The 22,554-nt window shown below is 55.7% G+C and carries 20 protein-coding genes; all 20 read left to right on the top strand.

All coding sequences use genetic code 11. The annotated features are described in order from the left end of the window. Positions 1-2 precede the first annotated feature (2 nt). The 20 genes from L1D43_RS15275 (at position 3) to L1D43_RS15180 (ending at position 22,538) form a co-directional block, all read left to right on the top strand. Entirely contained in the window at positions 3-908 is a 906-nt protein-coding gene (locus L1D43_RS15275; protein WP_239852897.1) for an AAA family ATPase, read from the top strand. Further along, positions 905-2,143: a tetratricopeptide repeat protein gene (locus tag L1D43_RS15270; RefSeq protein WP_239852895.1), complete on the top strand. Its 1,239-nt coding sequence runs from the start codon at positions 905-907 to the stop codon at positions 2,141-2,143. Before L1D43_RS15275 ends, L1D43_RS15270 begins: the two co-directional genes overlap by 4 nt. Continuing rightward, on the top strand, positions 2,140-3,900 hold the full coding sequence (locus tag L1D43_RS15265; RefSeq protein ID WP_239852893.1) for a type II/IV secretion system protein: 1,761 nt from the start codon (positions 2,140-2,142) through the stop codon (positions 3,898-3,900). The genes L1D43_RS15270 and L1D43_RS15265 overlap by 4 nt, the downstream gene beginning before the upstream one ends. 2 nt (positions 3,901-3,902) lie before the next feature. Further along, on the top strand, positions 3,903-5,120 hold the full coding sequence (locus L1D43_RS15260; RefSeq protein ID WP_239852891.1) for a type II secretion system F family protein: 1,218 nt from the start codon (positions 3,903-3,905) through the stop codon (positions 5,118-5,120). A gap of 32 nt (positions 5,121-5,152) precedes the next feature. Next, complete coding sequence (locus L1D43_RS15255; RefSeq protein ID WP_239852889.1) at positions 5,153-5,644, top strand: hypothetical protein; 492 nt, start codon at positions 5,153-5,155, stop codon at positions 5,642-5,644. A gap of 94 nt (positions 5,645-5,738) precedes the next feature. After that, on the top strand, positions 5,739-6,353 hold the full coding sequence (locus tag L1D43_RS15250; protein ID WP_239853258.1) for a type II secretion system protein: 615 nt from the start codon (positions 5,739-5,741) through the stop codon (positions 6,351-6,353). Between the two features lie 91 nt (positions 6,354-6,444). Then, positions 6,445-6,954, top strand: a complete 510-nt coding sequence (locus L1D43_RS15245; RefSeq protein ID WP_239852887.1) for a prepilin-type N-terminal cleavage/methylation domain-containing protein — start codon at positions 6,445-6,447, stop codon at positions 6,952-6,954. A gap of 14 nt (positions 6,955-6,968) precedes the next feature. Further along, positions 6,969-7,460 carry a type II secretion system protein gene (locus L1D43_RS15240; RefSeq protein ID WP_239852885.1) on the top strand — a complete coding sequence of 164 codons (492 nt, stop codon included), beginning with the start codon at positions 6,969-6,971 and terminating at the stop codon, positions 7,458-7,460. Between the two features lie 146 nt (positions 7,461-7,606). Beyond that, positions 7,607-8,056: a prepilin-type N-terminal cleavage/methylation domain-containing protein gene (locus L1D43_RS15235; protein WP_239852883.1), complete on the top strand. Its 450-nt coding sequence runs from the start codon at positions 7,607-7,609 to the stop codon at positions 8,054-8,056. Continuing rightward, the gene (locus L1D43_RS15230) at positions 8,046-8,597 is read left to right on the top strand and encodes a type II secretion system protein (protein ID WP_239852881.1); all 552 of its coding nucleotides are present in this window, start codon (positions 8,046-8,048) and stop codon (positions 8,595-8,597) included. The genes L1D43_RS15235 and L1D43_RS15230 overlap by 11 nt, the downstream gene beginning before the upstream one ends. After that, positions 8,597-9,412 (top strand): prepilin-type N-terminal cleavage/methylation domain-containing protein, encoded by an 816-nt coding sequence (locus L1D43_RS15225; RefSeq protein ID WP_239852880.1) that lies wholly within the window; start codon positions 8,597-8,599, stop codon positions 9,410-9,412. The genes L1D43_RS15230 and L1D43_RS15225 overlap by 1 nt, the downstream gene beginning before the upstream one ends. Then, the gene (locus L1D43_RS15220; protein WP_239852878.1) at positions 9,402-9,839 is read left to right on the top strand and encodes an MSHA biogenesis protein MshP; all 438 of its coding nucleotides are present in this window, start codon (positions 9,402-9,404) and stop codon (positions 9,837-9,839) included. Before L1D43_RS15225 ends, L1D43_RS15220 begins: the two co-directional genes overlap by 11 nt. Positions 9,840-10,329: 490 nt before the next feature. Further along, positions 10,330-12,549 carry a DUF6701 domain-containing protein gene (locus L1D43_RS15215; RefSeq protein ID WP_239852876.1) on the top strand — a complete coding sequence of 740 codons (2,220 nt, stop codon included), beginning with the start codon at positions 10,330-10,332 and terminating at the stop codon, positions 12,547-12,549. A 165-nt stretch (positions 12,550-12,714) separates the two neighbouring features. After that, positions 12,715-13,764 carry a rod shape-determining protein gene (locus tag L1D43_RS15210; RefSeq protein WP_011864209.1) on the top strand — a complete coding sequence of 350 codons (1,050 nt, stop codon included), beginning with the start codon at positions 12,715-12,717 and terminating at the stop codon, positions 13,762-13,764. 133 nt (positions 13,765-13,897) lie between these two features. After that, a complete protein-coding gene (mreC, locus tag L1D43_RS15205; RefSeq protein ID WP_239852874.1) occupies positions 13,898-14,779 on the top strand; it encodes a rod shape-determining protein MreC in 882 nt (293 codons plus the stop codon). Beyond that, positions 14,776-15,264 (top strand): rod shape-determining protein MreD, encoded by a 489-nt coding sequence (gene mreD, locus L1D43_RS15200; protein WP_239852872.1) that lies wholly within the window; start codon positions 14,776-14,778, stop codon positions 15,262-15,264. Before mreC ends, mreD begins: the two co-directional genes overlap by 4 nt. A gap of 2 nt (positions 15,265-15,266) precedes the next feature. Next, positions 15,267-15,854, top strand: coding sequence for a Maf family protein (locus tag L1D43_RS15195; protein ID WP_275659154.1), 588 nt, complete (start codon positions 15,267-15,269; stop codon positions 15,852-15,854). A gap of 99 nt (positions 15,855-15,953) precedes the next feature. Continuing rightward, entirely contained in the window at positions 15,954-17,456 is a 1,503-nt protein-coding gene (rng, locus tag L1D43_RS15190; RefSeq protein WP_052813792.1) for a ribonuclease G, read from the top strand. Beyond that, positions 17,456-21,784, top strand: a complete 4,329-nt coding sequence (locus L1D43_RS15185; RefSeq protein ID WP_239852870.1) for a YhdP family protein — start codon at positions 17,456-17,458, stop codon at positions 21,782-21,784. The genes rng and L1D43_RS15185 overlap by 1 nt, the downstream gene beginning before the upstream one ends. Then, complete coding sequence (locus tag L1D43_RS15180; protein ID WP_239852866.1) at positions 21,708-22,538, top strand: carbon-nitrogen hydrolase family protein; 831 nt, start codon at positions 21,708-21,710, stop codon at positions 22,536-22,538. The genes L1D43_RS15185 and L1D43_RS15180 overlap by 77 nt, the downstream gene beginning before the upstream one ends. Positions 22,539-22,554: the final 16 nt, after the last annotated feature.

Below are 22,554 nucleotides of genomic sequence, written 5' to 3'. Positions count from 1 at the left end.
GTTTGTATCTGCAGCACTTTCATTTGGCGCAGCCGCCCTTTTCGCTGACGCCAAATACCGGCTTCTTCTTCGGCTTGGCGCCCCATGTCGAGGCGCTACAAGTGCTGCAAACTGCCCTGCAGACGGGCGAGGGTTTTATCAAGGTTACCGGCGAGGTCGGTACGGGTAAGACGCTGATCTGTCGCAAGTTACTTAACGATATCCCCGAGCGTTTTCACTGCGCCTATCTACCCAATCCCTATCTCAGTCCCAGCGAGCTGCGCTGGGCGCTGGCCTTGGAACTTGGTCTCAAATACAGCGCCGATCTGGATCAGCAGCGCCTCACCACGCTGATTCAGCAGCAGTTGATTGCGCTCAGTGCCCACGGCCATTCCATCGTCCTGGTGCTGGACGAAGCCCAGGCCCTGCCCGATGAGAGTCTGGAGGCGCTGCGGCTGTTCACCAATCTGGAGACGGAGAGCCGCAAGCTGCTGCAGGTGGTGCTGTTTGGTCAGCCGGAGCTGGATAGCCGTCTGCAGCAGACCCAGTTTCGGCAGCTCAGGCAGCGTATCACTTTTAGTTATCAATTAAGGGCCATGACCCCCGACGAGACCCGTGCCTATCAGGCTCACCGATTGGAGGTAGCGGGGTATCGCGGCGAAGGGCTTTTTGGCGCCCGCGAGAGTAGACGCATCGCCCGCGCCGCAAGAGGAATTCCAAGACTCATCAATATCTTATCCCATAAGGCTCTGCTGCTGGCCTATGGTGAGGGTGCAGCAAGGGTGAATCTCTGTCACGTGAAGGGCGCGATCAAGGATACTCAGGATGCCGACAAGGGGCTGTTTCCCCCTTGGTGGTTTGGCACCTTTGGCGCCGTGTCGCTGTGCTTGGGCGCGTTGTGGCTATGGTTAGCCAGGGGGCTGGCATGAGCGTCATCAACACCATGCTCAAAGACTTGGATAAGCGCCAGCAGCCCCATGGGCTGGATGAGCTGCCGGTGCCGCCGCTGCAATATCGTCAGGCGCCTCAGTCGCGACTGCCCTGGTTGCTACTCGTGCTGCTCTCGCTGTTACTGCTGACTCTGGGTTATCTGGCGTGGGAGAGATATGCGGTGCTCGCACGCACCAACCTGTCGCTGCAACAGGATAATCAGGCATTGACCCAGGAGATCGCCACAGGGAATAGCACGCCGTCGGGGGGCAGTGTAGAGAGGGCTGCCGCATTTGATGTGAGTAAAGAGCCCTCAGGTCATAAAAAGCCCTCAGCTAGACAAGAGCCCTCAGCTCATAAAGAGTCTTCAGCTAGACAAGAGCTCTCAGCTAGACAAGAGCTCTCAGCTAGACAAGAGCCGACTGGGTTAGTAACGACTCAGGCCGCAGCGGTTCCTGAATCAAAAACTGAGCCCAAAACAGAGCTAAAAACTGAACCCAAAACTGAGTCAAATGCAGAGCCTAGCGTCGAGAGCAAGCTCGTCGTTAAAAGTAGGCCAGTAACAAAACCTCAGACGGCCGCAGAGGCCCAGGCATCGAGTGCTAAGGCGGTAAAACAGACTGGCACCATGGCGGTGACCGAGGTGAAGCTTTCTCCGGAGGCGATGGCCGAGAAGCGTTTTAGTCAGGGCAAGTCGGCCCAGGAGGGCGGGCAGCTCTCCCAGGCGGTGACAGATTTTAGTGAGGCGATAAGCCTGAATCCTGCGCTGCACGGTGCGCGTCAACATCTGGCGGCCCTCTATTATGGTCAGGGGCAGCTGGGTGAGGCCAACAAGGTGCTGGAACAAGGGCTCGCCCTCTATCCAGGCGAATTCGATTACGCCCTCATGCTAGCAAGGGTGCTGCAGGCACAGGATGATAGCCAGGGGGCCTTGGCGGTGCTTGGCAAGATCCCAGATGATCACCTGCTCGCCAAGCAGAAGTGGGTGATGCAGAGTCATCTGGCCCAGCAGGCCTCGGCATTTACCCTGGCCGAAGAGAGTTATCGTCGCCTGGCCAGGGTCGAACCCAATCAGGCCAAGTGGTGGATGGGGCTGGCCTATGCCTTAGATTCCCAGCAAAAATTTACCGGCGCCAAGCAGGCCTATGGTCAGGCTCTAGGCTTACCCGGCTTGTCGCAGCAGGCCAGCGATTTTATTCAGCAGCGGCTGGCGCAGTTAGGAGATATTGAGTGAAACCCAAGTTAAAGATGCGCCTCGGCGACTTATTGGTACAGGAAGCGATTATCAGCGAGGCGCAGCTGGGCCAGGCCCTGGCGGAGCAGAAAAATACCGGCAAGAAGCTGGGGCGCACCCTGATCGATCTCTCCTGTATCACCGAGGAGCAGCTCCTTAAGTTTTTGTCGCAGCAGCTTAATATCCCCTTCCTCGATATCAGTCGCCGGGCGATCCCCCCACAGGTGGTGAACCTTCTGCCCGAGGTGCAGGCCCGTCGCTATCGCGCCCTGGCGGTGGAAGATAATGGCGATCATGTGTTGGTGGCCATGAGTGACCCTGCGGATCTGCAGGCGATGGATAATATCGAGGTGTTGCTGGCGCCTAAGGCGATCCAGATAGCCGTAGTCACCGAGACCCAGCTGCTGGAGGCTTTCGATAACCTGTATCGCCGCACCGGTGAGATCGCGCAGATCGCCGGTAAGCTGGAGGAGGAATATGCCGCCGACGATCAGTTCGACCTGGCCAGCCTGACAGATGCCGACAGCGATAACGAAACCACTGTGGTTAAGCTGCTGCAGTCGATCTTCGAAGATGCGGTGCAGATGCGGGCGTCGGATATTCATATCGAGCCAGGCGACAAGGTACTAAGGATCCGTCAGCGTATCGATGGTCAGCTCCAGGAAAATACCCTGCAGGAAGTGAATATCGCCTCGGCGTTGGTGCTGCGTCTCAAGTTGATGGCAGGCCTGGATATCTCTGAGAAGCGACTGCCGCAGGATGGCCGCTTCCATATGGAGGTCAAGGGACACAAGATAGATGTGCGTATGTCGACCATGCCTATCTATCATGGCGAGTCGGTGGTGATGCGTCTGCTTGACCAATCCGCGGGTCTGCTCACCTTGGATGAGACGGGCATGCCTGCCGAGATACTGGCGCGGGTGCGTAAACAGATCAAGCGCCCCCACGGCATGCTGCTGGTTACCGGGCCTACGGGTAGCGGTAAGACTACCACGCTATATGGCGTGCTGAGCGAGCTTAATACCGCAGATCGCAAGATCATCACGGTGGAAGATCCTGTGGAGTACCAGCTGCCGCGCATCAATCAGGTACAAGTTAACCATAAGATAGGATTGGATTTTTCTAATGTGCTGCGCACCACCCTGCGTCAGGACCCCGACATCATCATGGTGGGTGAGATGCGTGACCAGGAGACGGTGGAGATTGGCCTCAGGGGCGCACTGACCGGTCACTTCGTGCTATCGACCCTGCATACCAACGATGCGGTCACCTCGGCACTGCGTCTGCTGGACATGGGCGCCGCCAGCTACCTGGTGGCCAGCGCACTTAGGGTGATTATCGCCCAGCGCCTGGTGCGCCGTGTCTGCCATAACTGTGCCCAGCCCTTCGAGCCCAGCGCCGCCGATCATGCCTGGCTGAGTAGTATCAGTGGTCGTGACTTCAGTCAGGCCAGGTTCCGTATCGGCACAGGTTGTCAGAGCTGTAACGGCAGTGGCTATCGTGGCCGTATCGGGGTTTTTGAGATCTTGGAGCTGGACGAGCAAATGATTGAGGCGATGCGTAGCGGTAATCCCCAGGCGTTTGCCACGGCTGCCTACCAGAGCCCTAACTTTACCCCGCTGGCGGAGTCGGCGCTCAACTACCTGGCCGAAGGCATGACCACTATGGAAGAGGTGGCCAAGCTTATCGAAGATGCCAGCGATGCCCAGGTACCCATCTCGCAGGAGATGATCCATCAACATGAGATTGAGGGCTAACTATGCCTGTCTATCAGTACAAGGGGCGTGATGCACAGGGCAATGCGGTCAGCGGGCGACTCGATGCGACCACACAAAGTGCCGCCGCCGATCAGCTGCTGTCTCGCGCCGTGATCCCCCTTGAGCTGGTGGAGGCCAAGGCCGCGCGCGAGTTTCACCTTGGCAGCCTGTTTAAGAGCAAGGTCGGCCTGGATGAGCTGCAGATATTTACTCGGCAGATGTATTCGCTCACCCGCTCAGGTATCCCGATTCTACGTGCCATCGCCGGCCTCTCCGAGAGCTCTCACTCGAAACGGATGAAGGATGCCCTGAATGATATCTCAGAGCAGTTGATCTCGGGGCGTCCGCTTTCATCGGCGATGAACCATCACCCGGATGTGTTCGATGCCCTGTTTGTCTCCATGATCCATGTGGGGGAGAACACGGGTAAGTTGGAGGATGCCTTTATTCAGCTCTCTGGTTATATCGAACGTGAGCAGGAGACCCGCAGGCGCATCAAGGCGGCGATGCGCTATCCTGTCTTCGTGTTGATGGCGGTGGCATTGGCTATGGTAGTGCTCAACATCATGGTGATCCCTAAGTTTGCCGATCTGTTCGCCCGTTTCGGCGCGGATCTGCCCTGGGCCACCAAGCTGTTGATTGGCACCTCTAATTTCTTCGTCAACTACTGGTACCTGTTGCTCATCGCCTTAGTGGGGGGCTTCGTGGGCATCCGCTACTGGCACAACACAGAGAAGGGCGAGCAGCAGTGGGACAGATGGAAGCTTAAGATCCCGGCGGTGGGGAGCATCATAGAGCGCTCGACCCTGTCGCGATATTGCCGCAGCTTCTCCATGATGCTGAGTGCGGGTGTGCCCATGACACAGGCGTTAAGCCTGGTGGCCGATGCCGTCGATAACGCCTATATGCATGACCGCATAGTGGCCATGCGCCGGGGCATAGAGTCCGGCGAGTCTATGCTGCGGGTGTCGAACCAGAGTCAGCTCTTTACCCCGCTGGTGCTGCAGATGGTGGCCGTTGGGGAAGAGACGGGCCAGATAGATCAACTGCTTAACGACGCCGCCGACTTCTATGAGGGGGAGGTCGATTACGACCTCAAGAACCTGACCGCCAAGCTGGAGCCTATCTTGATCGGCATAGTCGCGGTGATCGTCCTCATCCTGGCGTTGGGTATCTACCTGCCGATGTGGGATATGCTCAATGTGGTCAAGGGGGGATAACCCATGGCAGCCATGAGCCGGGAGCTGAGCTGATGGAAAACCAGACACGGGTCGACAGCGAGCTGATGCAGGCCTACGGCAAGATGATCGCCATAGTGGTGCTCTTGCTCATCTTGGGGGGACTGGGTTACGGTTATTTTGCCAAGGTGGATCAGGTCTCTTCTCAGGGGCTGAAGCTGGAGCACAGCCGCCTGCTGAATGTGCTGGCCATGGTGCGCTCTCAATGGTTGGTGCAGGGGCGCCCAGCTGAGATGCATCTGGATTGGTCCACTGCGATGGAATTGAGGGGCGGTGAGCAGCCTCTGATCAAGATGAGTGATCAGGGGTGGCCAACCTTAGACAAGATAACCCAGGAGAGCTGCAAGACCCTCTGGTGGCAGCTGTTGGGTGGGCGCGACGATTTAGAAAAAATTGTTACAAAAGCCGACCAGGTCGGAGAGGTTTGTAGTTATATTGCTAATAACGGTGATCGTTTGAGTTATCAACTCAATAGCGGGCGTGTTATTTTTTTGACTGATCTTTGAATTTAGCAACTTCTAAGGTTTTATAATTTGCTGTAACTGCTAGAATTATCAGGATTATCTAAGGGAGATTTTTATGAAAATGCGAGCCCAAAACATGGGAGTGAACCAGAGTGGTTTCTCTCTGATCGAATTGGTGATCGTTATCGTGATCCTGGGCATACTGGCGGCCACAGCGATTCCCCGTTTTTTAAATGTGACCGACGATGCCGAAGATGCTAGCGTAGATGGCGTAGCCGGTGGCTTGGCCACGGCGGTAAGCTTCGTGCGCTCACAGTGGGAAGTCGATGGACGTAACAATGCCAATGTGGTCTTAGATGGCACCCAGATCTCTCTCGATACTCGTTTCGGTTTTCCAACCGGATTAACCTCGGGCAGTGGTATCGTCAGTGCGACCGGCATGACAGATGCCGCCTGTCAGGAGGTATTTCAGAACATTCTGCAGGGCGCGCCGCGTAACGTGTTGTTTAATCAAGATGCCCGTAATCAGCGTTTTACTGCACGGGTATTAGACGGCGCTGGTGGCAATGGCGTGGCGATCGATGGTACCCAGGTGACCAACTTAGATCTCTGTGTCTACCATCAGGTGACTTCCCTGGTGTTAAATACCACTACAGGGGTGCCCACACCCGCGCCGGATCTGGATACGGCCAACGCCAAAGGGATCCTTTATAACCCGGGTACCGGCCAGGTGGTGAGTTTTATCAATTAATCTTGCGCCTTGCCCTCGGCGAGGCCAATAGAATTTTATAGAAAAGTTGAAAGTTAAAAGTTAGCAGAAGCGACAATAACAAGGGTACGACATGAAGAAGCAAAACGGCTTTACGCTGATCGAGTTAGTGGTTGTGATCATCATCTTGGGGATTCTGGCCGTGACCGCAGCACCTAAGTTTATTAACTTACAGAGTGATGCGCGTAAATCGACGGTTGAAGGGGTAAAAGCGGCACTGCAAGGCGCTAATTCTCTGGTTTATTCTAAGGCGGCCATTGCCGGTAAAGAGAAGGATCAAGGAGCGTCTATTACAATCGCTACCGGCGTGGCTGTCACAACAGATTATGGATACTTGGATAGCGCAACCGATACGGCAACGGTAAAGACAAACCTAGAGAAAGCCATGGATATGACTTTTGAAGCCTTGAGCGCTACCGATAGTGTTACAGCCCAAGATTGGGGCGTGCTCTATTCAAGTGAAACTAAGTTTATCATAGTGCCTAAGGGCAAGAAGTCGACAGATGCATGCCGCATCGACTATACGACGGCAGAGAATGCAAGCACACCGGCGGTTGTTGCCGCTGTTACTACAGATTGTTAATTGGGGCGCTGTAAATGAACAAACAGAAAGGTTTTACGCTAATCGAATTAGTGGTCGTTATTATCATTTTAGGTATTTTGGCGGTAACCGCCGCACCTAAGTTTATTAACCTGCAGAGTGATGCTCGTAAATCGACGGTTGAAGGTATGAAGGGGGCACTACAGGGTGCCAATACCTTGCTTTACTCCAAGGCCGCAATCCAGGGTAAAGAAAAAGATGCTAATTCGAATGACGCAAATAACGTTGATACGACTGGAGACGGCACTGCTGATACCAAGGCCGTATATGGTTACGTGAAGGCGGATGCGACAGAGTTAGCTAAAGTACTTGAAGTGGATAGCGCTGATTGGACGATAGTGGCACCAGCAGCTGGTGTGAGCACTGCCGATATCATCATTCATCCTGCAGATTTTACTCCGGCGGCAGATAAGAAGTGTTTCCTTGAGTACACGGATGCTACATCCAGTAGCCTACCTATTTATAAAACCGTTTTAGATAACTGTTAATGGTTTAGCGTTATATAAAGGCCTGCATTGCAGGCCTTTTTTGTCTCTGCAGTGAGACTAATTACTGAAATCGATGGCAATATTTGCCATACTCTGTAGGTTATTAGAAAGTTTAACGCTATCAGCGTGTTGCAGCTGGGGTGTCGATGAATAAACAACAAGGTTTTACCCTTGTAGAGCTGGTTACAACCATCATCTTGATTGCCATTCTTTCTGTGGTGGTCTTGCCGCGCTTCTTTACCGCCTCAAGCTACAGCGCCTATACCCTCAGAGACGAACTGATTAGCGAACTCAGACGGGTACAGCTGATGGCCCTCAACAATCTGGATCGCTGCTACAAGGTGAGCGTGACTGAAGCGGCCTATCGCGCCGATATCTATGGCGCCGACTGCAATAGTCTGACGGTCACTGGCAATGCCCAGTCGCTACCCCGGCAGACAGGTCTGAGCCTAGGTGGGGCGAACAGCTTTACCCTGGCATTCGATCGCGATGGTCGGGTGACCGGAAGCTGCGCGTCGGGTTGTACCATCAAGGTCGCCGCCGATGAAACCTTAGATCTTACTATCGAGAGCCAGGGGTATATTCATGGACGCTAGTAGATTCAAGGCATCAAGGCGCGCCTCTGGTTTTACCCTGATCGAGTTGGTGGTAGGCATGATAGTCTTAGGCGTCGCCCTGGTCATGCTCACCAGCATGCTGTTCCCCCAGGCGGATCGCGCCGCCGAGACACTACACAGGGTGCGCTCTGCCGAGCTGGCTCACTCCCTGCTTAACGAGATCTGGGGCAAGCGCTACGATCAGAATGCCAACCCTAATGGCGGCGTGCCCGCTTGCGGCGCTGCGGCGCGGCCAGATCTTGGCTTGCCCGCCGGACTGCCCTGTACCGACCAGGCTGATTTTGGCCCTGACGGCCTGACGCGCAACGCCTATCGTGACGTGGATGACTACCATGGCCTGACCCAGGCCAGCAAGATGCTGAATTCGGATCGCACCTATGCCCAGGAGTACCTCAACTATCAACTGTCGGTGAGCGTGACCTATCCCGGCAGCGACAAGAACAGTAAGCTGGTGGCGATCAATGTGACCACCCCCAGTGGTGAGGTGATCACCTATCATGCGCTGCGGAGTAACTATTGATGAGCAGATCACCGCAGATGAGCAGGCGAGTGAATAAGGGCTTCACCTTAGTGGAGATGGTGACCGTCATCATCATACTCGGCATCCTGGTGGTTGGGGTGAGCAGTTTCGTCATCTTGGGCACCCGTATCTTCGTCGAGTCCAGTTCGGTGGATCAGGTGTTGAGCCAGAGCCGTTTCGTGATTGAGCGCATGACCCGTGAGCTGCGTAATGCCCTGCCAAATAGCATTCGAGTGGCGAGCACGAGCGGTGGCCAGTGCATAGAGTTTATGCCTATCACCGCCAGTGCCAGCTATATCAGCCTGCCTATTGCGCCCGATAGCGAGACAGACAGCGGCAGCATCATGTTGCCGGCGCAGGGAGTAAACCTGGCCCATAAGATAGTGGTGTATCCGCTATCGCCCGCTCAGCTCTATCAAGACACGCCTTCGACGACTCAGGGACGTATCTTCGCTATCAAGCAGTTGAGCGGTAATCGGCTCGAGTTTAATAATGCGCTGCGTTTCGATGAGACATCGCCTCAGCGGCGTTATTTCATGGTCAATGGCGCCGTGAGTTACTGTTTCTTGAGTAGCGGCGACATCAGGCGTTACGACGGCTATGGGGTTCAGACCAGCCAGCCGACACCCGCGCAGATGGGGACGGGCGCCTTGATGGGCCAGTATGTGGTCAATAATCTAGGTAGCGAGGCGCCGATTCACTACACGCCTGGCACTCTGGTTAACAATGCCGTGGTGCAGCTGTCGCCCCGGTTTGAAGTGAATGGCCAGACCTTTCAATATCAACATCAGGTGCAGGTGATCAATGTTCCTTAATCGATCAAGCCAACGAGGCAGCGCCCTAGTGATAGGTATCTTCATCATTACCGTGATGTTTCTGATGGCGGCTGCGCTCATCAATATCGTCAGCGATGCCGATGAGGGGGTAAACCTGGAGGTCTTGGCGACACGCGCTTTTGCCGCGGCGAACAGCGGTGCCGATGCTGCCATGGCGCAGTTGTTTCCGTTAAGCGGCACAGTGATCGGTTGTTCTAGCGTCTCAGCTAGTTGGACACCGCCGAATGTAGTGGGCTTTCATGGCTGTAGCGTGGCGTTAAGTTGCAATCAGACCACAGTGACGATTGGGAGTGAGAGTGTAACCCAATATCTTATCGGCAGTGAGGCGACCTGCGCCGTGGGCAACTGCGATGGCGATGCCTGTCTGCGCGTTAATCGAAAGGTGGAGGTTGAGGCTCGTGAATAGATTCCTTCTAACCCTGCTCGCTGGTTTGTTATACCTGGTATTCTCCACAGGCGTTTTCGCCGTGCCTCAGTGTGATGCGATCTTTACCGACCCACCTTCAGGTAACCATTTCCCAAATGGTATATGGCCTCCTGATAATTTGGAGCCTACTCGAGGAAATCTTACATGTCGAAAGCAGGGGCGATCTACCTATTGTTCACCAAGCTATTATAGTTTCTCTCCGGGAGATTATAATTTTTCCACGGGCAGTTTTAGTCACGGAAGCTATGTGGCAACAAACGGTGCCAGTACTCGCTTATATTTTGATGATTTATATTTAAACCAAGCAAGATTGAATCAGTTTGGTAATGCCGCTGATTTAGTTATTTATGTTCGAGGCAGTTTATCAATCGCTGGGCAGAATTACATAAATGGTATTGTTTATGTAGCGGGCAGTGTGTCAGTAACAGGCAATGCTTCGATCGATGGTGCTCTTGCCTCTGGCGGGGCAATGGTCATTAATGGTAATGGTAATGTCGATGTCGACCTGAGTGCCGTGGATGATGCCGACTTCGGTGGCATGTGCAATAAGGGCGGGCCAAGTGTCGATCATTACCGGCTCGAATTTACCTCGGATGCGCTGAGCTGCGCCGCCAAAGACATACTGCTGCGGGCCTGTGTCAACGCCGACTGCTCGACTCAAGCGAGTGTCTCTTCGAGCGTCGAGTTAACCAAGAATGACAATAAATATGCCGATGTCGGCTTTACCGGATCGACTCAGACCCAGGTATGGCACCCTGATGGTGGCAGTGTGTTACTCGGCTTAGATGCCACGGCACCATCCGCGCCCTATCGCTGTTATATCGACGGTGCTCTGGTGGCTAATGCCCAGTGCCTGCTCGATTTTGCCGATACGGGATTCTATTTCGATGTGCCCGACAGCACCGCCTGTAAGACGGGTAACAGCTTTAACCTGTTTGCGGTGACCAAGGATACTCAGACGCAGCAGTGTAAGCCCCTGTTTGCCAACCAGACCAAGACGGTCAACTTCGGCTTCGATTATCTGCGCCCGGCCGTGGTCAACAATCCGGCCAAGCTTACCCTGAACAGCCTGTTATCCCCGACGGATACGGTAGTTATTGATGGCGGCGGCACTCAGACAGTGCAGGTGCATTTTAACGGTGAAGGGGTTGCCAACCTGTCGGCCAACTACCCTGAAGCGGGCGTGGTGACGCTTAGCGCCGAATATAACCACACAGTTTCGCGTCCCGCCGGAGGCTCAGAGACGCTAGTGCTCACCCACAGTGATAGCTTTACCTCGGCGCCCGCCGGTTTTCATTTTGCCAATGTCAGTGCCAATGGGCGCTGTGATGCCGGCGATCCCTATGATGCAGGCTGTAAGGTGCTGGCCGCGGCGGGGGAACCTTTTAGCATGCAGGTGACTGCGGCCTGTTGGCAGAGCGATGATGATAAGGATTTCGGTGACAATACTGCATTGCAAAACTTCGAGCATAATGGCCTGTCTGTGATCTCTCAGGTGGTACAGCCCGATACTGGGGTCAATGGCGTATTAGGCCGTGATAGTTTGGCGTTCTCGCTATCATCTGGTGCCAGTGCCCAGATCATCAATGATCAAAGCTGGAGCGAGGTGGGCACTATGAAGGTAGCGCTTGGCAGCGATGTCAGCTTTGAGGGAGTAACCATTCCCGCCAGCCACGCTAGCAGTGAGGTGTTTGGCCGTTTCACGCCAGCCTATCTAGGCATTACAGGCAATACCCCTGAGGCTGACCAGAGCTGCGGCACATTCACCTATCTGGATCAGCCCTTCGGCTTTAAAACGGGCGTCGAGCCAAAAATTGAGGTGGCGGGGTTAAATGCCCAAGATAAGGTGACCAGCAATTACCAGATCGGCGATTGGTGGCGTTATAAACATAGGGATGAGGCCGAGCGCAATCAGTGGGCTGAGCGCAGCTATCAAGACAGCACCGGGTCTGCTGTGATTGGTGACAGTCAGGCGCCGGCACTCTCTGGACAGGTCAATTATCTTAGCTCTCCAAATGTCGCTGAGTTAATCGGCGCAGAGCCGAGTTACCAGCGCACCAAGACGCCGCTGGCTCCTTTTAATGCCGAGTTTGCTCTGGTTTTGTCGGCGCTGGACGTCAGCGATGAAGATGGTATCTGTTACCAAGATAACGCCACGGCCCCTTGCCGCGGATTTACCTTCAGCGATATCGGCGACGGTAAGGCCTTCGAGCTTCGCTATGGCCGCATGGTGCTGGAAAACGGCTATGGTCCTCAGTCCGAGAGCCTGCGTCTGCCGCTACGCAGCGAATATGTTTCCAGCGTGACAGCTGGCGTGCCGGTCTGGACATTAAATGGCGACGATAATTGCTCGATTTTTAATTCGCAGACCTCCTTAGATGCCGGCGAGACGGCAACCTCTGGCCTGTATCGCGTTCTTCCGCCGGGCTTCCCCGATCTGCAGGCCTATAGCGATAGCGGACTGTCGCTGCGAAGTGGCGCCTTACTGAATGGCTTGGGCAATCTCTATTTTGCCATCCCCAATCAGGCGGGCGAGGTGCCCCTCAAGCTGCATGTCGAGCCTTGGTTAAAGGGATACTGGAACTATCCAGGTAATGCCGCCGATACCCTGTTTGATCCCAGAGCAAACGCCTATTTTGGCACCTACCGTGGGCACGATAAGATCATCTATTGGCGGGAAGTAAAATAGCCACTCTCCCAATTGCTGAGCGAGTGTTCACTTAGGCTGACACAAGCCCCAATGATGAACAGATATTTATCTAAGGATCAGCATAATATCCTTGTGGAATGCGGGGGGCATTGATAAAGTTACCTGATTTTTATTTTTCCGACTCCACTGAGACAGGCTGGTTACATGTTCAAGAAGCTGCGTGGCATTTTTTCTAACGATCTTTCGATCGATTTGGGTACGGCTAACACCTTAATTTACGTTCGCGAAGAGGGCATAGTGTTAAATGAGCCTTCGGTTGTTGCAATTCGAGGCGAACGCGGCAGCGGCGGCCAAAAATCGGTTGCCGCCGTGGGAACAGAAGCTAAGCAGATGCTGGGTCGTACGCCGGGCAACATTCAGGCCATACGTCCAATGAAAGACGGCGTGATCGCCGACTTCTATGTGACCGAAAAGATGCTGCAGCATTTCATCAAACAGGTACACAACAACAGCGTATTCCGTCCAAGCCCACGCGTCTTGGTGTGTGTGCCAGTGGGAGCCACTCAGGTCGAGCGTCGCGCGATTCGTGAGTCGGCCATGGGCGCAGGTGCTCGCGAAGTCTATCTGATTGAAGAGCCGATGGCGGCCGCTATCGGTGCCGGTCTGCCAGTGTCGGAAGCAACAGGTTCTATGGTTGTGGATATCGGTGGTGGTACTACCGAAGTGGCTATCATCTCGCTAAATGGCGTGGTTTATTCTTCTTCTGTGCGTATCGGTGGCGATAAGTTTGACGACGCCATCATCAACTATGTGCGTCGCAACTATGGCAGCCTGATCGGTGAAGCCACGGCTGAGCGTATCAAGCACACCATAGGTACCGCCTATCCGGGTGACGAAGTGCTGGAGATCGAAGTGCGCGGCCGCAACTTGGCCGAAGGGGTACCACGTAGCTTTACCCTGAACAGCAACGAGATCCTCGAGGCGCTGCAAGAACCGCTCTCTGGCATCGTCAGCGCCGTGATGGTTGCACTGGAACAGTCTCCGCCAGAATTGGCCTCAGATATCTCTGAGCGCGGCATGGTACTGACAGGCGGTGGCGCGCTGCTGCGTGACCTCGACCGTCTGTTGATGCAAGAGACAGGCATCCCTGTGATGGTAGCCGACGACCCGCTGACCTGTGTGGCCCGTGGCGGTGGTAAGGCGCTTGAGATGATCGACATGCACGGTGGCGATCTCTTCTCTGACGAAAACTAATTCGGCCCAAATAAAATAGGCAGCAAGACTCTGGTTATCCTCCGGGCGAGACATAGCAACTGATGGCTCGCCGCCCCGACACCACAAGGTGAAAGGGTAAAGCGGGTACCGGGTTCGCTGCCTTAAGTGTTTTATGAAACCTATTTTTGCCCGCGGTATTTCGAATCAATTCAGGCTCACATTGGCAATTGTTTTGTCGGTGATCTTACTGGTGGCCAACGATAGGCTGGAGCCGGTTCGCCAATCTATCTCCTCTTTGCTCAGCCCCTTACAATATGTGGCCAATATTCCCGGTGTCGTGCTGGACTGGTCGGCCGAGAGTATCGCTACCCGCAACATGCTGGCCAAGCAAAACAAGCAGCTGCTCAGGCAGCAACTCTTGATGAGCGAGCGTCTGCAGCGTTTCGAGCACCTGAGACAGGAAAACGATCGTCTGCGCGCCTTGCTTGGCTCTCCGGTGCATATGGACTCCAAGAAGATGGTTGCCGAGGTGATGGAGGTGGCCAGCGATCCCTTTCGTCACTATGTGGTACTCAACCATGGCGCCCGTAGCGGCGTATTCGTCGGTCAGCCGGTGGTGGATGCCCACGGCGTCGTCGGCCAGGTGGTGGAGATCAGCGAGCTGACCAGTCGGGTACTGCTGATCTCAGATGTGACCCACGCCATTCCGGTACGGGTGACCCGCAACGATGTGCGTCTGGTGGCCCAGGGCATAGGTGAGCTCGATGAGCTAGAGCTGCGCCATGTGGCGAAGAGTACGGATCTCAGGGTCGGCGATCTCCTGGTCTCCTCAGGCCTGGGTAAACGTTTCCCCGAGGGCTACCCGGTGGCGCGCATTATGAAGGTCGAGCGTGATGATGGCCAGAGCTATGCCACGGTAACCGCTCAGCCCCTGGCGGCGCTGGACCGTATTCGTTATCTGCTGTTGATCTGGCCAGACGGCAACCAGAGTGAATTGAGCGAGCCTCAAGCCGAGCCGCAAGCCAACGAGCCTAAAGCGGAGGAGACGCCATGAGCATGCATATTCCCCACGGACGTTGGGTGGTCTGGCTAAGCTTCCTGCTGGCCATGTTGTTTCAGATCATGCCGCTGCCCGGCCTGGTCGAGGGCTGGCGTCCCGACTGGTTGCTGCTGGTCATGATCTACTGGGCGATGGCACTGCCGCACCGCTATAACATCTTATCTGCCTGGTTACTGGGTGTGTTGCTGGACATCTTGCTGGGGGCACACCTTGGCATACGCGCGCTCTCCATGTCGCTGGTGATCTATGTGGTGGTGTTGCATTTCCAGCGGCTGCGTAACTTCCCCATGTGGCAACAGGCCCTGATGGTGGCTAGCCTGGTGTGTCTGCACCATCTGCTGGTGTTCTGGACACAGTTTGTGGTGAATGTGGCCAGCTTCGATGCCAGCCTGTTCCTACCAGCCCTGTCGAGCCTGATCATCTGGCCTTGGGTATTTTGGATGCTGAGACGCATTCGTCGTATTTATAAAGTGAGATAATCATGCAACTGGTATTAGCCTCTGCCTCTCCCCGTCGTCGTGAGCTGCTGTTGCAGGTCGGCCTGGGCCAAGCTGAATTTAGTTTCGAGGCGCTGGCCGCCGATATCGATGAGAGCCATAGGGCCGGGGAAAGTGCCGCAGAGTTCGTGGTGCGTCTGGCGATTGAGAAGGCCAATGCCGGATTGGCACTGTGGGGGCAATCGGATGCCGTGGTGTTGGGCTCAGATACTATAGTGGTATTAGAGGGGGCTATCTTAGGTAAACCTAAGGATGAAGCAGACGCCAGGCAGATGCTTAGTGCGCTTTCAGGTAAGCGCCATAGTGTGATGACGGCGGTGGCGGTGACCGATGGTCAGCGGACCCTGTCTCGATTAGTTGAAACTAAAGTGCAATTTTGCGGCCTAACAGAACAGGCTATCTTGGCTTATATCGCCACCGGCGAGCCTATGGATAAGGCCGGTGCCTACGGCATTCAGGGCCTGGGCGGCTGCTTCGTCGAGGCCATAGATGGCAGCTATTCGGCGGTAGTGGGCCTACCCCTGGTGGAAACCCGGGCGCTGCTGGCCGAGATGAAGCTGTTATCCATTTAGCATTTTACCCAGTAGATTGAGCCATTTAGGTGTAAATTGTTCTAAAATTAACGGTCCGTTAGGGCCGTTAATGCATTAATCATATTTAAGTGAGTAAGCATGAGTCACATAGTCAAAAACAGAGTACAGAAAAAGATAGGTTCTGAGTTATTGATCAATGTGACGCCGACCGAGGCGCGGGTAGCGCTGGTGGAATATGGCATCCTGCAAGAGGTGCATATAGAGCGCCGCATGAAGCGTGGTCTGGTTGGCAATATCTATAAGGGCAAGGTCAGCCGGGTGCTGCCAGGCATGCAGGCAGCCTTTGTGGATATCGGTCTAGACAAGGCGGCCTTTCTTCATGCCTCAGATATTGTGCCTCATACCGAGTGTGTGGCGGATATCGAGAAGGGCAACTTCGTGGTGCGTGATATTGCCGAGCTGGTTCGTCAGGGCCAGGACATCATGGTGCAGGTGGTAAAAGATCCCCTGGGCACCAAGGGCGCACGCCTCACCACAGATATCACCTTACCCTCACGTTATCTGGTGTTCATGCCGGGCTCCAGCCATGTGGGCGTGTCGCAACGGATCGAGTCCGAAGAGGTTCGCGCCCGTCTCAAGGGGCTGACTGAACCCTTCGTCGACGAAGATGGCGGCTTCATTATCCGCACCGCCGCCGAGAATGCCGGCGAGCAGGAGCTGGTTCAGGATGCGGCTTTCCTGCGCCGAGTCTGGGCCAAGGTGTGTGAGCGTCGTAAGCGTCCCGGTGTCTCGCTGCTCTATCAAGATCTCGCCCTGCCTGTGCGTATCGTACGCGACTTCGTCGGCACAGAGCTGGATCAGATCCAGGTGGACTCAGGCCAGACCTATGAGGAGCTGCTGCAGTTTACCCAGGAGTTTATGCCCGAGATCGCCGACAAGATTGAACACTATTCTGGCCGGGTACCCATCTTCGATCTCTACGATGTGGAGAACGAGGTGCAGCGCGCCTTGGGGCGCAAGGTAGAGCTCAAGTCTGGCGGCTATCTGATCATAGATCAGACCGAGGCCATGACCACTGTGGATATCAACACAGGCGCCTTCGTCGGTCATCGCAACCTTGAAGAGACCATATTCAACACCAACCTGGAGGCGACACACGCCATCGCCCGCCAATTGCGCCTGCGTAATCTGGGGGGGATCATCATCATAGATTTTATCGACATGCTGAACGAAGATCATAAGAAGCGTGTCCTCAGTACCCTGGAGGCGGCGCTGGCCAACGACAGGGTGAAGACCAATGTCAGCGGCTTCTCGGGCCTCGGCCTGGTGGAGATGACCCGTAAGCGTACCCGCGAGAGCCTGGAACATGTGCTGTGTGGCGAGTGTCCGGCCTGTTTCGGTACCGGGAGTCTGAAGACAGTCGAAACCGTCTCCTATGAGATCTTCCGTGAGATCATCCGCCTCAACCGCGGCTATGATGCCGACGAGTTCCTGGTCTACTGCGCCCCCACGGTTTATAACAGCCTCACCGGCGAGGAGAGTCATCTGGTGGCAGAGCTAGGAGCCTATATCGGCAAGCATGTGCGTCTGCAAAACGAGCCCATGTACGCGCAAAACAAATTCGATGTGGTGATAATGTAGTGTCCCGCCCATTCTGTCCCCGCACCTTCGGCCGCCTATGTTGGCAGATGATCGCCATCATAGTGGTGCTCTTCGCCCTGAGTGTCAGCCTGTTCAGAGGCCTGCTGCCTAAGCTGGATCAGGTCCGTCAGGAGCTGGTGAGCTATATCTATGAGCAGTATCAGGTGAAGGTCGAAGTGTCAGAGCTGACCGCCGAATGGCAGGCGTTCGGCCCGGCGGTGACCATCAAGCATCTGGTGTTGCCCGTGCAGGAGAATCTGCCGGTCACCTTCATCATAGATAATGTCCATCTCAAGCTGGATTTCTGGGACAGCCTGGTCTCGGCCTCGCCGCAAATTGAGAATGTGATCTTCGAAGGGGTTAAGATTGCCCTGGACCTGGATCGCGTTGGTCAGGGCGGCAAGGGCGAGCAGAGCAGCGATGCCCCTGTGGTGGAGCAGAATACCGATTGGCTCTATGCCCTGATGCTGGAGCAGTTCGATCGATTCTCTATCACAGATGTGACCATGCAGCTGATCAGTCGCTCCCATAAGTTCAGGCCTATTCATGTCAGGGACCTGCGCTGGCGCAACTTAGCCGGGCGACACCGGGCCGAGGGGGCGCTGTTTCTCGACGAGCGGGCCTCTGAGGTCGAGCGCCTCTCTCTCGCCGTCGATATTCGCGGCGATGGTCATAGCCCCGAGTCTTTGACCGGTCAGCTCTATCTGGCGGCCAACTCACTGGATCTCGGCGAATGGGCATCGCGCCAGGAAAACCCTTATGCCTCGGGTAAGAAGCTGCCTCTAGAAGGCGTGGTGAACCTGCAGGCCTGGGCCGAATTTTCCAACCGAGCCTTTACCGCGGCGACGGTCGCCTTCGAGCCGAGCTGGTTGCAATGGGAGCTCAAGGGCGAGCAGCAAAAATTTGAGATACAGGGCGGGCAATTCAACTGGCAGCCGCAATTCTCGGGTTGGCAACTGACCAGCTCAGATCTGGCCTTTGTGACCAATGGCCAGGCCTGGCCGGTGCTGCATATTGGCGCGCGTAAGCGTGACGACCAGCTGATGGCCAATATCAATCAACTCGATGCCAAGGTATTGCTGCCCCTGTTGCCACTAGTGCCCGGCATGGATCTCGATGGCCTCCACCTGTGGCAGACGATAGATCCCAGTGGCACCATAGAGCAGCTCAAGTTGGGTTATGGCGAGCAGCAGGGCTTTGCCCTGTCGGCGCAGTTAACTCAGTTTGCCTGGCAGGCGAGTGGTTCCATTCCGGGGGCCGAGGCGATCGATCTCATGCTCGGCATCCAGGGCAGCGATCTCTATCTGTCTGCGCCCGAGCAGCATTATCGATTGGATTTTAATGGCGGCTTCGAGGCGCCACTGTCGCTTGACGGCGATGCCTTTACGCTTAAATACGCCATGGGCGAGGCGGCGCTGGTTGCGCCTAAGCTGCATTTCTATAACGCCGATCTGGATCTCGACGCGGCCATGAAGTTTGGCTTTTCAGGCGAAGCCAGCCTAAATCTGCTTGCCGATGTACAGGTGAAAAACGCCGCCAGGGCCAAATACTATTTTCCGAAACATGGGATGAGTGAGTCGCTTGTCGATTACCTCAGCGGCGCCATCAAGGCGGGACAGAGCCAGGATGCCAAGGTGGTGTGGAACGGCGCCCTCAAGCATTTTCCTTATGACGACAATAGCGGCGTATTCCAGGCCGGTTTCTCCCTGAATCAGGCTCGCTATCAATTCCAGCCCGATTGGCCCGAGGTGACCGAGCTGAGTCTCGATGCCTTGTTTGAAAATGCGGCTATGGATATCTGGGTGAACAAGGGGATGTTAATGGATGTCCCCGCCGACGGTGCCCACGTGGCCATTCCGCGTATGAGTCATGAGACTCTGCTGACGGTGAAGGCGGATCTTCGCACTCAGGGTGATGCGGCCAAGCAGGTGCTGCTGCGCTCGCCCCTGGCCGATACGGTTGGCGCGACACTCGAGGTGGTGCAGGTGCAAGGCGATGTCTCGGGCAAGCTGGATCTGAGTATTCCCCTCTATCATGGCGGCAAAGCGCAGATATTGGGACAGGTAAGCTTCGACAACACCCCCGTTTATGTTACTCAGCCGGGCGTGCAGCTCGAGGGCGTAACCGGTGTGGTGCATTTTGCCAACGATGTGGTGACGGGCGAGGAGATACAGGCCCGTCTGTTCGAGCAACCCGTGAGTTTCAGCTTCGATACCGGTAAGAGCAACAAAAATTATGGCCTGAACCTGGATATGCAGGGTAAGTGGGCACTGGCCTCGCTCCCACCGTCATTGGATAATCCACTGAAGGATTACTATAGCGGCGAGCTGGATTGGCAGGGCGCCATGACGCTGATCTTCGATGAGCTGGGCTATCGTATTCAGGCGCAGGTGAAGAGCGACATGCAGGGCGTCGAGCTCAGCCTGCCGGGTAAGTTTGCCAAGACGGTGGACAGTCAGCGAGCGCTCTCCTTCGAGCTTATCGGCGATAACAAGCAGGCCTCCCTGGGGGCCAAGCTTGGGGACCAGATGGAGTTCTGGGGCGGTTTCGACGAGCAGTCGGGCGACCATCTGGCGCACTTCGACCTGCTGCTGGGACGCCTGTTTAAGCCCGGCGATCAACTCAAGCGTCAGGCCGGCCATCTACAGCTGGACATGCCTGCCACCGAGTTTGCCCCCTGGCTACCCATCATCAAGGGATTCATGGGGGACGCCGCGCTGGAATCCTCCCTGGATGCCGCCATGCGTCAGGCCCTTGAAGGACAGACACAAGAAACCCCGCTGCTGCAGGCAGAAGAAGCGCCTCAGAAGAGCCATTTCTTCCCGCCCTTGATCGCGGTCGACGGCCAGGTACGCCAGTTAAATCTCTATGGGCAGCCGCTGACCGAGTTGAGCCTGGAGGCCTATCCCACAGAGCATGGTTGGCGCTTCGAGGGTAACGCAAACGAATTTAGCGGCCGGGTCGATTTCTATCCCGACTGGTCGACTCAGGGGTTAAAGCTGGTGGCGAGCCGGTTTAACTTTGCCCCCGAAAGCACACAAGGCGATGAGTCTGAGTTAGCCGGCGACGAGGTGCTTAGCATACTGCCGCCGCTGGCGGTGGATGTGGATCAGTTTAGTGTCCACGGCAAGTCTCTCGGTCACCTGGTGTTGCAGGCGACCCCCAAGAATGGCGACTATCAGATTCAGACAATCGCCATCACCACGCCCGGGATCACCCTCAAGGGTAAGGGTGCCTGGTCGAACAGTGAGGGGCAGAACCTGACCGAGTTTGAAGTGGATCTCAAGGCCAAGCAGTTCGATGAGGTCTCCGAGCGGCTGGGCATAGACCCGGGTCTCAAGGAGGCGCCGCTGGATCTGCAGGCCGAGCTGTCCTGGCAGGGAGCACCCCACGCCTTCTCGCTGGAGACTCTCAACGGCCAGATAAGTTATAAGCTAGGCAAGGGCCATCTGTCAGAGGTGAGCGACAAGGGCGCGCGTATCTTCTCCCTGTTCAGCCTGGATTCCCTGCTGCGTAAGCTGTCGCTGGATTTCTCCGATGTCTTCGGCAAGGGGCTCTACTTTAACGCCTTTACCGGTACCCTCAAGCTGGACAACGGCGTGGTAAAGACCACAGATTCCGAGATGGATGCGGTGGCGGGTAACATGAAGGTGCGGGGCTATACCGACCTCACCACAGAGAGCCTCAATTATGACATACGTTTCGTGCCGCAATTGGCTTCCAGCGTGCCGACCGTGGTGCTGCTCAGCACTGGTGGTTGGACCCTAGGCCTAGGCGCGTTTGCTCTGACCAAGGTGCTGGAGCCGGTGATCGAGGTGATCTCGGAAATTCGCTTCAGGCTGACGGGCACCATGTCAGAGCCTAAGCTCGAGGAGCTGGAGCGTAAGAGCAAGGAGATAGAGATCCCCGAGTCTGTCTTGCCTCGCCAACCAGAACAGCAGCCTGGCGCAGAGACTAAGCCCCAGAGTGAATCGAAAGAGCCTAAACAGGAAAAGGCGCAAGAGCCAAAACAACAGCTTCAGCAAGCACAGCAGCAACAACAGAATCAGGTGCAACAGCCTGCAGCTCAGCCAGTGGCAGTTTCGGCAGATGAGCAGGTGATGCCATCGGGTGTCGCTATCCCTAAGAGTGCGGTCGAAGCCATGCCCGAGTTTAAGGAGACGCCGACCGGCCAGCAGCCCGTCGAGCAAGAACCTCAGGCGCCGCAACAGCAAGAATCACAGGAAAAGCCGGTGAACAAGGAGCCAAGCGATGCAGGTCAGCCTATTACAATGTCAGAGTGGTCGCGACGTCGAGGAGAACCTCAAGTTTATTCGCGAGCAGCTTGATCTGCTAGAGAGTAGTGAGCGCCCCCATTTGGTGGTGCTGCCAGAGTGCTGTCTGCTGTTTGGTGGTCACGAGCGCCAGCAGCTGGCCTATGCCGGCAATGATGCCGACAGCGAACTCAAGCAGACCCTGGCCGCCTTGGCCAAGCAGTATGGTGTCTATCTGGTGGCCGGTACCATTCCTATCCTGGCGGATGAGGGGCGGGTGTTTAGCCGCAGCTATCTGTTTGACGACAACGGCGAGACCTTAGGCCATTACGACAAGCTGCACCTGTTCGATGTGGATGTGGACGATGGCACTAAGTCCTACCGGGAGAGTGACACCTTTTGCCCCGGTGAGGCGGTAACCGTCGTCGATACGCCTTTCGGTAAGGTCGGGATGGCGATATGCTATGACATCAGGTTTGCCGATCTATTTCGGGCCATGCGTCTGCAGGGGGCGGAGATCATCGTCTTGCCGGCGGCCTTTACCCGGGTGACCGGGCGGGTGCACTGGCTGCCCCTGCTGCAGGCCAGAGCCATAGAGACCCAGTGCTTTGTGTTGGCGGCCGCTCAATGGGGCGAGCACAATCAGGGCAGGCGCGAGACCTGGGGACACTCCTGCGTCATCTCTCCTTGGGGGGAGGTGCAGGCGATCAAACCCGAAGGTTGTGGCTGGTTGTCGGCAGAGATAGACCTTAAGGCCATTGAGGGGATACGTCGTAACATCCCAGTGGTCGAGCACAATCGTTTCGAGCCACCCAAATTAAAGAGATAATAAAATTGCGTCTTCA

It is taken from the genome of Shewanella sp. Isolate8, assembly GCF_022398495.1.
In the GTDB taxonomy this organism is placed as follows: domain Bacteria; phylum Pseudomonadota; class Gammaproteobacteria; order Enterobacterales; family Shewanellaceae; genus Shewanella; species Shewanella aquimarina.
This window is presented reverse-complemented; position numbering and strand designations above follow the sequence as displayed.